General features: G+C 48.0%; 16 protein-coding genes and 1 pseudogene. 4 read left to right on the top strand and 13 right to left on the bottom strand.

Features of this window, described 5'->3' with window-relative positions; all coding sequences use genetic code 11:
• The coding region (locus CSQ88_RS04845) for a transposase domain-containing protein (protein WP_143449411.1) at window positions 1–122 on the top strand (122 nt) is incomplete at its 5' end.
• Between the two features lie 44 nt (window positions 123–166).
• Window positions 167–331: pseudogene (locus CSQ88_RS23630) on the top strand (linear amide C-N hydrolase); the annotation flags it as partial.
• 311 nt (window positions 332–642) lie between these two features.
• On the opposite strand, the gene CSQ88_RS04835 reads toward CSQ88_RS23630, so the two are convergent.
• The gene (locus CSQ88_RS04835; protein WP_099396972.1) at window positions 643–1,140 is read right to left on the bottom strand and encodes an NUDIX domain-containing protein; all 498 of its coding nucleotides are present in this window, start codon (window positions 1,138–1,140) and stop codon (window positions 643–645) included.
• Window positions 1,141–1,747: 607 nt separating this feature from the next.
• On the opposite strand from CSQ88_RS04835, the gene CSQ88_RS04830 reads away from it, so the two are divergent.
• Both CSQ88_RS04830 and CSQ88_RS04825 read left to right on the top strand, forming a co-directional pair.
• On the top strand, window positions 1,748–1,954 hold the full coding sequence (locus CSQ88_RS04830) for an N-acetyltransferase (RefSeq protein ID WP_099396971.1): 207 nt from the start codon (window positions 1,748–1,750) through the stop codon (window positions 1,952–1,954).
• A gap of 225 nt (window positions 1,955–2,179) precedes the next feature.
• Window positions 2,180–3,253 carry a hypothetical protein gene (locus tag CSQ88_RS04825; RefSeq protein WP_099396970.1) on the top strand — a complete coding sequence of 358 codons (1,074 nt, stop codon included), beginning with the start codon at window positions 2,180–2,182 and terminating at the stop codon, window positions 3,251–3,253.
• A gap of 108 nt (window positions 3,254–3,361) precedes the next feature.
• Here the strand turns inward: CSQ88_RS04825 and CSQ88_RS23300 are convergent, their stop codons facing one another.
• The 12 genes from CSQ88_RS23300 to CSQ88_RS04770 form a co-directional block, all read right to left on the bottom strand.
• Complete coding sequence (locus CSQ88_RS23300) at window positions 3,362–3,493, bottom strand: hypothetical protein (protein ID WP_257212460.1); 132 nt, start codon at window positions 3,491–3,493, stop codon at window positions 3,362–3,364.
• Window positions 3,490–3,693 (bottom strand): hypothetical protein, encoded by a 204-nt coding sequence (locus tag CSQ88_RS04820; protein ID WP_099396969.1) that lies wholly within the window; start codon window positions 3,691–3,693, stop codon window positions 3,490–3,492. The genes CSQ88_RS23300 and CSQ88_RS04820 overlap by 4 nt, the downstream gene beginning before the upstream one ends.
• Window positions 3,694–3,767: 74 nt before the next feature.
• On the bottom strand, window positions 3,768–4,313 hold the full coding sequence (locus CSQ88_RS04815) for a TonB-dependent receptor domain-containing protein (protein WP_218962998.1): 546 nt from the start codon (window positions 4,311–4,313) through the stop codon (window positions 3,768–3,770).
• Between the two features lie 71 nt (window positions 4,314–4,384).
• A complete protein-coding gene (locus CSQ88_RS04810) occupies window positions 4,385–5,047 on the bottom strand; it encodes a DJ-1/PfpI family protein (RefSeq protein WP_099396968.1) in 663 nt (220 codons plus the stop codon).
• A gap of 83 nt (window positions 5,048–5,130) precedes the next feature.
• Window positions 5,131–6,039, bottom strand: a complete 909-nt coding sequence (locus CSQ88_RS04805) for a recombination-associated protein RdgC (RefSeq protein ID WP_099396967.1) — start codon at window positions 6,037–6,039, stop codon at window positions 5,131–5,133.
• Window positions 6,040–6,283: 244 nt separating this feature from the next.
• On the bottom strand, window positions 6,284–7,099 hold the full coding sequence (locus CSQ88_RS04800; RefSeq protein WP_099396966.1) for an anti-sigma factor: 816 nt from the start codon (window positions 7,097–7,099) through the stop codon (window positions 6,284–6,286).
• Between the two features lie 8 nt (window positions 7,100–7,107).
• On the bottom strand, window positions 7,108–7,614 hold the full coding sequence (locus tag CSQ88_RS04795; protein WP_099396965.1) for an RNA polymerase sigma factor: 507 nt from the start codon (window positions 7,612–7,614) through the stop codon (window positions 7,108–7,110).
• 9 nt (window positions 7,615–7,623) lie between these two features.
• Entirely contained in the window at window positions 7,624–8,043 is a 420-nt protein-coding gene (locus tag CSQ88_RS04790; RefSeq protein WP_099396964.1) for a nuclear transport factor 2 family protein, read from the bottom strand.
• A 79-nt stretch (window positions 8,044–8,122) separates the two neighbouring features.
• A complete protein-coding gene (locus CSQ88_RS04785; RefSeq protein WP_099396963.1) occupies window positions 8,123–9,142 on the bottom strand; it encodes a YncE family protein in 1,020 nt (339 codons plus the stop codon).
• A gap of 96 nt (window positions 9,143–9,238) precedes the next feature.
• Window positions 9,239–9,562 (bottom strand): hypothetical protein, encoded by a 324-nt coding sequence (locus CSQ88_RS04780; RefSeq protein ID WP_099396962.1) that lies wholly within the window; start codon window positions 9,560–9,562, stop codon window positions 9,239–9,241.
• Between the two features lie 8 nt (window positions 9,563–9,570).
• Window positions 9,571–10,812 (bottom strand): molybdopterin-dependent oxidoreductase, encoded by a 1,242-nt coding sequence (locus CSQ88_RS04775; protein ID WP_099396961.1) that lies wholly within the window; start codon window positions 10,810–10,812, stop codon window positions 9,571–9,573.
• A gap of 47 nt (window positions 10,813–10,859) precedes the next feature.
• Window positions 10,860–11,177: a c-type cytochrome gene (locus tag CSQ88_RS04770; protein ID WP_099396960.1), complete on the bottom strand. Its 318-nt coding sequence runs from the start codon at window positions 11,175–11,177 to the stop codon at window positions 10,860–10,862.
• Between the last annotated feature and the right edge of the window lie 193 nt (window positions 11,178–11,370).

The raw sequence follows: 11,370 nt of genomic DNA, 5'->3' as shown, positions 1-11,370 counted from the left end.
GGATTGAGCCGCTGATGTGGCTGACAGAAACATTAGAAAAACTCCCGACTTGGCCCAATAGCCGAATTGACGAGCTGCTGCCATTTGTTAAAGATCAGAACCCACAAGATAACGAAGGCTAAAGCAGTTGGCTAGGTGGGAGGGCTGAGCGCTTACTGATTACACACTTTGGACATCAGCCAATGACCTTAAAGCTAAGAAGTTTTATTTCCGTACGTATGAGAATAGCCAGATTCGAGTGGTTGATTTAATGAAAATGGATTTAACCGCTGATAGTATTGCCACAATTTCTATGTACGACGAAAAAGAAGTTATCCGCTCAATGACTTGAACGGCCTCGCAATGGGGTAAAACAGGGAATTGATTACCGCCTGTTCTTTGGAAACTTAGGCCCGTCGATATCTGACAAGCAAAGGCCCGCAAGCGTGGGCTTTTTTGCGCTTGCATGATGAAGGCTTAAGTCGCGCAAAATATGCTCCTATGCGGTAAAAAATGCCTCTATAAAAGGTTGCATAGTTTGCGTATGGCTTGCCTATTTTTGTGGGGTACGTAATCCCCTTTGTGCCAAGGGAGATTACGTAATTTAACTCTTATTTATGATTATTATGAAGACCTCAGGTGAACGGATAACCGAACTGTCGGCTAAACATGGGCTGACGCTAGTTCGAGAGCTTTATCCACGATGTTGGAAGTGAGCACAAGCGGGCCGAAATTGAATTCCTTTAGCTCCGATGCGGAGAGAAGTTTGAACTCGCTGATTTCTTGGCCTGGATCGAGGCTGCCCGATGCCTTAACCAGATAGGCAATGATCAATTGATTGAACTGAGCCAGCGAAAAATGGCCCAAGAACTCAATTTTATGGGCAACAACTCCCAGCTCTTCATTAGTCTCACGGGCGACCGCGATATCAGGAGATTCGCCTTTCTCCAAAAAGCCAGTGATCACTGAGAACATGCCTTCAGGCCATTGAGCATTCCGAGCAAGTACGAACTTATCCTCGATTTGGACAAGCGCAGCAACAACAGGAGTTGGGTTCTCCCAAAAAATGTACCCGCAAGAAGACGACGAACAACCCAAGCGTTCAGCGCCATCAATTGTGCGTCGCTGAAGCTCTTCTCTGCATTTTGGACAATAGCGCAACGAGGTGCTCCTTCTGTGGTCTAAGGCCGAGCTAAGCGGCAGTTTGTAAGTTGTGGTTTTGTGGATTACTTTTGCGCAGCAAAACCAGAAAACTGCGACTTACAAACTGTCCAGTGCACATAGTGCGCAGTGCTTCAGTGATTTGTTAGAGCGGTTCTCAGTGGCGAGGGATGACGCTTGAAATTTCGCGCCAAAATTGTAGTGCTGATGCAGCTCTATAAAATGCATGCCTTTTCAAAGCTCGTGCAATTGGCACAGCATACGGAGAATTTAAGCTCTCAGCGATCATTCTCGGCTTACCCGCAAGTATTTCTTCATTTGTGAAAGAGATTTTTTGATTTAGCAACAAAGAAATAAATAAAAGAGCAGTAGGGTCTGTTGACGTTTCATTCACAATTGCACTGAGCCGGAAAACGGCCAGGCACAAGGCAGGAGGGCGAAGGCAATAACTGCTTATTGTCGAGGTGCATAACGCAGTGAATGGCCATTTTCCGGCTCTTTAGCCCATTTTTGGGGCGGAACTGCGTTAAAAATCGCTCATGGTACTCGTACCATGTCGCAATTTTCTCCTTGTTCAGCCCCAAAACTGGGCCAAACGCAGCCGTGAATGAAACGTCAACAGACCCTAGGTATGTTTGTTCATGAATCCACTCGTGGACAGAGCATAGGAAAGCAGTTAATCCAAGCGGCCCTTGCCGCAATCACCACCCGCCCAGAAATATGCATCGTAACGCTTACCGTTACAGAAGAAAATATGGTTGCACTTGGTCTTTACCAGCATCTTAGCTTACAGCCTTTTGGCGTGAGCCCATAGCCATTGCAACAGGCTTTTTACCCAAAGTACATATGTGGCGGGCACTGGCCCAAGGCAAGACACACACTCCCATTTTCGCTTACGCATATAGCTAACAAATAAAACAAGAATACTTACAATAAAATAACAATACGCTATTGAAAATATATGCAATATAAATATTTACACTTACTCGTTAGTTGGTTTCAAATTACAATGGCATTTTTTTGACTAACTGAGAATGTAATGCGTTTACTTAAATACTTAAGCCCATTCGCCGCGCTTGCACTGATTGCTTGCGGAGGGGATGACACTCAACAAGCAGCAAATCCATCAAACAGTAATAAGCCCCTTACCATAAGTCAGGCGCTGACCAATCAATTCTCAGGCAACATTATCAACTATGCCGCCACCTTACAAAGCAATTTCATTTATAAAGACCTGCTTAGCCAAAGCTGGGTTAACGGTAAAACCGAAGCCAGCCTAAGTAGCTACGAAACCATCAATATTGATAAAGGCAGTAAACAATTACTCAGCCAACTATTGGACTATGACCGCAGCACTATGCAGTGGAAAGAGCGCCCACTCAGCTCCAGCGCGACCTTGTATCTTATTGATGGTCAATGGCGCCCGCTAACGGGCTCTTCTAGCCAGAGCACCGCGGATGGCAATGATGTGATCGTGGACTATGGCAATGGAATTAAATACAAAATCAGTGCAGTTGAAAAAGATATCAGCAATATCTTGCCAACAGGCATTTACCCCACTGATATCAATAACCCTGATTACCCCGGCTACCATCTTTTTAAAACACCCGCTCCTGCATTCCCCGCCGGATCTAAAGCGTATTACGCAGGCAGCACCCCATTACAAACTACTTATTCCAGCAGCATTAGCAATAAAACCTCATTTAAAAAAATTGAGGAATTCATTAGTTTTTATGCCAGCACAGGTAAAAACAAAAAAGAATATAACGCCAATTGCCAAATTCAATTTGATACCAGCAATAAACGTGCGCTATTTAGTCCTTACGAAAACCCAGAACAAAAATGCAGCATCCCTGCCCAGCCCTATGAAATACAAACCATTGGCCAACAGCAATTACTCGTTGTTACTCTGCCACCCAGCGCTCTTAAAAGCTCGGGCAAAAGCGAATTTTATGCCATCAATAAAAATGAGCTGCTAGAGGGAGACATTGAACAACCATTTAATGGTGCTTTACCGTCGAGCAATTTTGAAATAGAAGTCTTATATAACAAGACTGCAATCAATCACTTGCTCAAATATGGTGGCTTGCCCTTGGCAGCACAAATCAAGTAAAGCTTATTTAATTACTCTGATCGTGCCTTAAAACTATATTTCTTTTACACAAAAAACGCCATCAATGATTGATGGCGTTTTTTAGTCATACTAATAAGCAAGCAAAGCTTAAACCCCATTTTTAAGCAGCTTCATTACAGTAACGGAATCCAGGTTGCGGGCTTGCTGCTCAATCTGCGGCAGGTATTGCGTTTGCAATTGTTTGGCAGGGCCAAGCAGATGGCTAAAAGTGTCATTCAATACGGCGGTTTCCATCTTGTGCCCATCTGCATAATAGCGCCGTGATAGCGGCCCCAAGCGCTGGCAAAGGAGAAAGCCATGCCTGTGGAGGAGCGGCCCACTTTGCCCACATATTTACCCAGCAAACCACCCGGCAATTTACGCCCAAATTGCTGAACATATTGAGAGTTTAAATACACCCCTGCTGCGGCCAGATACATGAATCATGGCATTAAAAAAGCCCCGCAAATTATGCGGGGCATATATAGAGCGCTAAGTCAGAGAAGGGGTCTCTTTAAAATTTGTAAGTCAGCTTGGCCGAAGCAAAGCGGTCACGCGGGTCTGCTTGGGTGTGGTCAAAGAAATCAGTTGAAGAATCCCACGGTGGGCGGGTATTGCTCAGGTTGATGACTTTGGTGGTCAGCGTGGTGTCTTTGGCGAGTTTCCAGCTGGCCGTCAGATCAAATGTGTTGAATGAGTCAACATATTTGGCGGTGGCGGTGGCGGTGTCGCTGGCAAAAGCCTGATCGTAGCCGCCAACATAGTTCCATGTCAGGGTGGTGGACCATGCGCCAATTTCCCATGTTGCATCGCTGACGGCGCGCCATTTTGGAATCGAGCCAAATTGGTTGCTGCCTGCGCCATCGGTGAGCGGCTCGCCAGTGGAAAGCGGCTCAGCAAATCTTAAAACATGGCTGATCTGGCTGCCCAGTTTTAAGCTGCCATAGTCTTTGCTGTTAAAGCGCTGACGTAAATCCAGATCAATGCCTGATGTTTCGCGATCGCCCATATTGCTGTACTGGCGATAAAGCGTGCTGATGCGCCCCTTATCATCGCGCACAATTTTGCTTGGATCACGGCTTCCACTTTATGCCAAAGGGGATTGCATAATTGAACTCTTATCTATGATTATTATGAGGGAGGGTTACCGTGGAAAGCGTTCGGCTGGGGCGTTGTGTCATGTGACTCGCTTACTGTCGCCGCCTCAATGGATGATTTAATGAGCTGCTCAAAAATATGAGCCTGCCCCGCCGGAATAAGCTGCCTGTGGATCTCACGGCGCTTGGACTCATCATACAAACGCTCAGCCAGCCAACCAGTCAGGTAAAGCGCAGATAAGCACCCGCCTGCTGTGGCGATATTGCCTTCCACTACCAGTGCCTTGTCCTGTACATCAACACCCATAGACATAAGGCCTGACTTGGCATCTGGATGCGTTGTGGCTTTTATGCCTTCTAGCAGACCTAGGCGGGATAAGATAAATGAACCCGCACACACGGAACCAATGAGCTGTTTGTGCGGGTTCAGGCTGAAGGAGGATATAAACTCTTTGTCCTCCAATGCCGCCGGAACACCTTTGTAACCGCTAACAAACAGAACGACATCAGCGTTATTTGCCTCCGATACATGGCCGTCAGTTTTTACCGCCTGGCCTAATGTAGAGGTGTGGATGCTTTTTGTGCCCAGAACCCTTACGTTCCAATCTGTGCTTGTTCTTCCTAGAATATCTCTCATCAAGAAGAAATCGATATCTGTAAATTCATCAAAAATGATAATAGAAATTTCATACTGCATTTATCGCTCCTTGATTTTTTCGTGATTACGAAAAATATAGGGTCAGGCCTAATATTTTACATGAGATAGAATTTACAGCTGGCTTAGCTGGCCAGCTCTTCACCCAGCGCAGTGATCAGCTCAGGAATAAACTGGCGTAATTCACCGGTAGCCAGTGCAAAGCTGGATTCAAACATCGCGTCTTGCGTATCCACATCGGCGTCTTTCAGTTCGTCTTCTAATACATCCAGCATGCTCATGCGCTTGATTTCCAGCTTTTCAGTCAGCTGGAATGCAATGCGCTCATTCCACGCCATGCCCATTTTGCTGACCAGCTTGCCGGTGGCAAGGTGCTGCTTAACTTCATCACTATGTAAATCCTGGCGAACAAAGCGGGCAATCGCGCCATCGTCGCCGGGGAATTTCAATTCGCAATCGGCATCCAGCTCAAAGGGCACCGGCACTTCGTTTTCCAGCCAGCTGGTCATGGCGGTTTGTGGCGTGATTTGCGTTTGAATTAACCGTGTTGGCAGGCTGCCCAGCGCATCTCTTAAGCTGACCAACAGGTTTTCTGCTTTGGCGGCTGCGGCGCTATCCACTAAAATTAAATTGAGCTTTAAATCAATCAGGGCGCGGTGGGTGCTGACGCGGGTAAAGGCGCGCGGGCGCAGCTCTTCTGCAACGCGCTCACGAATATCTTTGGCCTCTTTGCGGCCCACTTTGCGCGCTTCTTCTTCCTCTATATGGCGGATACGCTCTTCTGCTTCTTGCTTAACCACCACGGCAGGCAGGATTTTTTCTTCTGTTTTTAAGCAGACTAAAACCATATCCTGGCGGGCAAAAATAAATTCATCCGGCACATGCGGTGCAGGCGCAATCCAGCCCTGGCTCATCAAATCATGGCTGCCACAGGGGAAAAATGGCTTTTTAATTAAGCATTCGGCAATCGATTCGGCCGAAAGGGCATGTTCGGGGCTAAGACGGTAGAGCTGAATATTACGAAACCAGAGCATGGCAGAAACTCGATTAAAGGCAGTGAGGGGAGTGATTGCTTACTGAGCATTTGCTAAAGCGGCTCAGAGATCAGGGCTGATATTTTACGGTATTCAATGGGCGATAAATTAAGCGTTAGCGGGACGATTGTCCAGCCAAAAATTTGCCTGCAGCAAGGTGGTTCAAATGGCGGCGTGTTATTTTGGGGATGCTTGGGAGCATGCCGCCAAAGGCAGGCGTCTGGAGTTTGCTTGTCAGGCGGGCTTACATCATTATTTTTTGCTGATGAATAACTTTTGCCACACGCAGTAAATCCGGCTGAGCGCTGCCGCTTGAAATCGCATAACCCATGCTTTTATCTACCCAATAAAACACGTTTACAGGCCCGTCCTGACCAAATTGAAAGGCGGAGCTGGCTTTGGTTTGAGAAGGGATTTCCCGGGTGACATACAGCGTAAGCCTTTGGCCTGATGCATCGTGGTACATCAGCTGGGCGACTGGCCCGCGCTCGCCCGGCAGGAGCCTGCCCCCGATCAGTGTATAGCCAACAGATTGCAGGCTGGGCGGCTTGATTGGGGTGCCTAAGCGCCGTGATAACCAGTGCTCCAGTTGTTGTTCCTGATCCGCGCCAACTTCAACGGGGCGGCTGGTGTCCGGGCTGTAAACCACATGGGCCACGGCGGCCCGCCGGGCAAAACCAGCCAGCTTATGGGGGGCATCATTACCGGCAGAGGGTTGGATAAAGGCGGTTTGCAGCAGGTTTTCATCGGCCATGCCCCTTGCGACCCATGCGGACCCGGCGCTGCTGATTGCAATGACGATGCCAGCGGCAATCCTTTGCAAATGCCATTGCCTTGGCGGCTTGGCGGCATATTGCAGGCGTGGGGATATTTTTTCATTGAGCACGGGATGATATAAATCACGCAAAGCTTGTTTTTGCGCCTGATAGCTTTGCATGCGCCGTGCTTCTTCGGGATGCGCTGCCAGATAAGCTTCAACTTCAAGCTGCCTCTTTGAGGAGAGCTGTCCGTCAATACTGGCGTGGAGTTCTGCTTCAGTCACCGTGTGCGTTGAATTCATCGGGGGGCTCATTTGACGATTTTTAAGCGGGCAGGTTTAGCTTGTGTTTCCAGTACGATGCGTAAGCGCTCTCGGCCTCGTGATAGCCGGGACATCACCGTGCCGATAGGAATGTTTAATGTTTTAGCAATATCTGCGTAAGCCATTTCTTCCAGCGCCACCAGTAATAATACTTCTCTTTGCTCATCGGGCAGCTGATTGAGTGCCGCTTGTAAATCACGCATCGCCAGTTGCTCTCCTTGCCGGGCGGAAACAGGGATTTCCGGGATGTTGTCATCCAGCTCAACCGTGTGAATGCGCGGGCGGCGTACACCATCTGCGTGCAGATTATGCATGATGCTGAACAGCCAGGCGCGCATATCAGCAACCCCTCGCCACAGGCTGGATTTCAGCCATGCGCGTTCCAGTGTGTCTTGCACCAGATCGTCGGCCTCTTCTTTATGCCGCACCAGCGCCCGCGCATATCTGCGCAGGCGCGGCAGCATATTCAGCAGTTCGTGCTCGTCGCACTGCATGGAACGCGCTTAGTCAAAATTTAATTGTGGATCAATTTGCCATGTTTCATTGATAATTTTTCCTTCCCGCCATGACAGTACATAGCGGACTTTGATGTTGGCTTTGCCTTCAAAGAAAACGTTGGCGGTGACGGTTGCCCCTTTGGGGTTGACGGATTCTTCCAGTTTCCCGATGCTGACTTTTTGCGTGCCCTGCGCCTGGGTGAATTTATTCCATACCGTGCTGATGGCTGTTTTGCCAACATAGAGGCCATCAATAGGGCCACCTATCCAGTTGAACTGGGCTTGCTCGGTATAGCTTTGCATCAGTTGTGCAACATCTCCTGAAGCGATGCTTTGAAAGTGAGCGCGGCTGTCTTCGGCGGGAGTGGCAAAAGCGTGGCTACTCAGCAAAATGAGGGCTGCGGGTAAAAGGGCGCATTTAAACATGGTGATCAATCCTTTGTGTTATCGGGTGTGGAAACAGCCGGCTGGGCGGGGCGCTGCCCGCTTTGCTTAAACTGCTTAATTAAAGTGAGGCTGATTTTTGGGGGGCAACAATTTGCTGCACAATTTTTTGGCTATCCCGGTCAACTTTGGCAATGCTGAGATCTTCATTGAGCACATAGGCCAGTTTGCCGTCGCGGGTAAATGCAATGGCCTGACGCGGCTGCTTAAAGCCGGTGATGGTGGCCGCTACATGCAGAGTGGCAACATCAACTACCGAAACGGTCTGATCGGCCAGGTTGCCCGCATAAATAAACCGGCCATCCGGCGAAAGCGCTGCACCGTAAGGCTCGCGGCCAACGGCAACGAGGTTTTTGATTTCCCGCTTGCCAATATCAACAACCGCTAGAGTGTGTGTGCCGCTATTGGCTGCAAACAGTGTATTGCCGTCTGCGCTGATTGAAATTGCGCGAATCTTGCTGAAGTCTTTGATCTCTCCCTCAATTTTGTCGGTCTTAGTGTCAACAATTGTGACTTTGTCGCCCAGAAAATTGGTGACATAGAGTTTGCTGCCATCGGGGCTTAGCTTTACACCCTGGCGTGGCTGAGCAAAGCCGGTGATCACACTGCGCGCCAGCCCGCTGCGGGTATCAAAGCGGGTGACAGTGTTTGAAGCCTGGTTATTCAGATATAAATTTTGGCCATCTTTGCTGATCGCCGTGCCAAAAGCACCCGGGCCTGCTGCCATACGCGACTGGATTTGCAGGGTGGCGGTGTCTGTTTTTACGACTTCACCCAGGCTGCTGTCGGAGACATAAAACGATTTGCCATCCGGGGCGAAAACAATATTTCTTGGCGTGATATAGCCGGGCAGGGTTTGGCGAAGCTCCCCTTTTTTAAGATCGTAAACAAGCAGCTCCGGGCGCTCACTATAAGAGACGACCGCAGTGCTTTCATCAGGGCTCAGGGCCAGCGAATTGTTACGGATCTGGCTGTCAAATTTTACGGAGTTGGTGTCAGTGGCCCATACGCCAGAGCTGCAAGTCATGGATAAAAGGGCAGTACACAGATGGGCTGCGGTGCTGCGAAAAGGGTGCGTCATATAGATCCTGTCAAAAGAAGAGGGCCTTGCGGTATGCAAAGCGCCTCTTACAAAGGTGGACGTATGGCACCGAATTTTTATTCCATCACTTGTGAATTATTTTTTCTGGGCGGGCCTGACACGATCTTGTTGAGTTTGAAAAAGATAGGCCGCTATCTGTGATGCTTCCTGCTGAGTAATGGGCGCTTTAAAGGAGAGGCGCATTTTTTCTGTGATTTTGAACCACTCTTTTTCAGATAAATTGGGTTGATATAAAGCGTAATCGGCGGAGTGGCAAATTAAGCATTTTTGCAGTGTGGTCACATAAGCCGGGTTGGCATTGGCGGGGTACATGCTGGTTTCGGCCGGGAGTTTTATTTCCAGTGCCAGTGCCGGGTTGATAAAAGCAAACAATGCAATGGTCAGGCTGATATATTTCATAACGGACCTCATGATTCAAGCTGCGCTTGTACGTGCTCAACCACATTGCGTGCATAGCCGCCCGGATTCCATGGCTGCTCTAATGGCTGTATTTCCCCGCTATTGGCTGTTGCCCTTGCCATTAAATTAACCGGGCCACTTTTTAATTGCCTCAGGGTGATGCTCCATGGCCTGAAAGCATAATGGCCTATGTTTTTGCCCAGCGTGGCTGGAAGCCATGTTTTCCCGCCATCTGCAGAGCAATCCACAGCACGAATACCACTGCCACAGTCAAAAGCAATTCCCCTCAGCGTTAATTCACCATTTTTTAATTTTATTTTCTTGCCGTTTTCGATATTGGTAATCAATGAGCGAACTTTGAGTTTGGTCAGCGGGATTTTGTTTTTAATGGGTGTGTTGGGGGCGATGCCATTGTTTTCTGTATCCGGAACCATATAGGCTTCTTTTGCAAACCAGCCATCAAATTCGGTATTGATGACTTCTATTTCTGAAAGATGCTTCATCCAGTAGGGGGCAAAATAGCCTGGTACAACTAGGCGAACAGGAAATCCATTCAGCATGGGCAGGGGCTCGCCATTCATGGCCCATGCAATTAAAACATCATCAGATAATGCTTTATCAATATCCAAAGAGCGAATAAATGCCGGCGTAACTGGCAAGGCCGGCTCGTCCAGCCCCCGGTATTTAATTTGCTTGGCATTGGGGCCAATACCTGCTGCCTTTAATACATCAGCCAGCCTGACGCCTGTCACTTTAAAGCAGGCCATAGAGCCATTGCCGAGCTGTGCACCTAGCACGCGGGGTGAAAACAATGCACGGCCATTTCCTGCGCATTGCATCACAACATTGAATGAAACCTGATTAAAGCGCTGTTTTAAATCTGCAATACTGAGTTTAAGCGGATGACTTACATTTCCTTTGATACTTATAATATGTGTGCTTTCGTCGATATTAAGCGGGTGATTGGCAAGGTGGTAACGCACAAACACCGCTTTATTGGGCGTAATCAGGCTTTGGTCAAAATATGAAAAAGGGGTTTCTAAATGAACAGGGCGGGTGGTGATTCTGAGTAATGGGTGTTTTTGCGGATAGGGTACTAATTCTCTTAGCCCGTTCTCAAAACCCTGGTCAAGCAATGAAAGTGCCCACGATTTATGAGGAAAGGAAAGCATGCCTGCAGATGCGGCAGAGGCAAGCCCCCCTTTAAGAAGGGTTCTTCTGCTGAAAAATGAATGTTCATTTTTTTTCATAATGAGCGCCTTGTGATGATAAATAGCCTGCTTTGAATTGCTTCAGCTTATTTTTGTTTTAAAACCCAGCTCACAATCGTTTTCATATCTTCCGGATTAATTTGTGGATTAGGCGGCATAGGCATCGATCCCCATACGCCACCGCCGCCATTTTTTACTTTGGCCATCAGCATATTTAAAGCGCCCGCATTGCCTTTATATTTAAGCGCCACGTCTTTATAAGAAGGGCCGACTATTTTTGTGTCCACTGAGTGACAGGCCAGACAATTGTTTTTTTGTGCCAGCGCCATGCCATCTGCAGCAAAAGAGTAGCCCGACAGCAGGCCGATTGATAAAACGAATGTGCTTTGTTTGAGTAGGTTCATATATATCCCGTGGTGTAGTGATTCACTTTTATATTAGAAGTGCAAATCAGTTGCGGCCGTCTTTTTAAAAAGCTGAGCCAGCAAGTCAGCAGCGTAGCCTGAAGCGATTATTTAACATATCTAAATGATTTGAATTACACGTATAGAAAAAATGAATGCTTTGCGGGTTTGGGGAGGGGGAGTGGGTCTGCAG

Origin of the sequence: Iodobacter sp. BJB302, assembly GCF_002735645.1 — a bacterium.
Taxonomy (GTDB): Bacteria; Pseudomonadota; Gammaproteobacteria; order Burkholderiales; family Chitinibacteraceae; genus Iodobacter.
Note: the sequence above shows the minus strand (reverse complement) of the source record. Positions and strands in the feature narration are given on the sequence as shown.

Excerpts from the sequence above, each read along its gene's own strand:
- CSQ88_RS04805 (WP_099396967.1), bottom strand. The coding sequence starts at position 6,039 with ATGCTCTGGTTTCGTAATATTCAGCTCTACCGTCTTAGCCCCGAACAT.
- CSQ88_RS04770 (WP_099396960.1), bottom strand. The coding sequence starts at position 11,177 with ATGAACCTACTCAAACAAAGCACATTCGTTTTATCAATCGGCCTGCTG.
- CSQ88_RS04820 (WP_099396969.1), bottom strand. The coding sequence starts at position 3,693 with ATGTATCTGGCCGCAGCAGGGGTGTATTTAAACTCTCAATATGTTCAG.
- CSQ88_RS04790 (WP_099396964.1), bottom strand. The coding sequence starts at position 8,043 with ATGTTTAAATGCGCCCTTTTACCCGCAGCCCTCATTTTGCTGAGTAGC.
- CSQ88_RS04830 (WP_099396971.1), top strand. The coding sequence starts at position 1,748 with ATGAAACGTCAACAGACCCTAGGTATGTTTGTTCATGAATCCACTCGT.
- CSQ88_RS04800 (WP_099396966.1), bottom strand. The coding sequence starts at position 7,099 with ATGAATTCAACGCACACGGTGACTGAAGCAGAACTCCACGCCAGTATT.
- CSQ88_RS04825 (WP_099396970.1), top strand. The coding sequence starts at position 2,180 with ATGCGTTTACTTAAATACTTAAGCCCATTCGCCGCGCTTGCACTGATT.
- CSQ88_RS04810 (WP_099396968.1), bottom strand. The coding sequence starts at position 5,047 with ATGCAGTATGAAATTTCTATTATCATTTTTGATGAATTTACAGATATC.
- CSQ88_RS04780 (WP_099396962.1), bottom strand. The coding sequence starts at position 9,562 with ATGAAATATATCAGCCTGACCATTGCATTGTTTGCTTTTATCAACCCG.
- CSQ88_RS04785 (WP_099396963.1), bottom strand. The coding sequence starts at position 9,142 with ATGACGCACCCTTTTCGCAGCACCGCAGCCCATCTGTGTACTGCCCTT.
- CSQ88_RS04795 (WP_099396965.1), bottom strand. The coding sequence starts at position 7,614 with ATGCAGTGCGACGAGCACGAACTGCTGAATATGCTGCCGCGCCTGCGC.
- CSQ88_RS04775 (WP_099396961.1), bottom strand. The coding sequence starts at position 10,812 with ATGAAAAAAAATGAACATTCATTTTTCAGCAGAAGAACCCTTCTTAAA.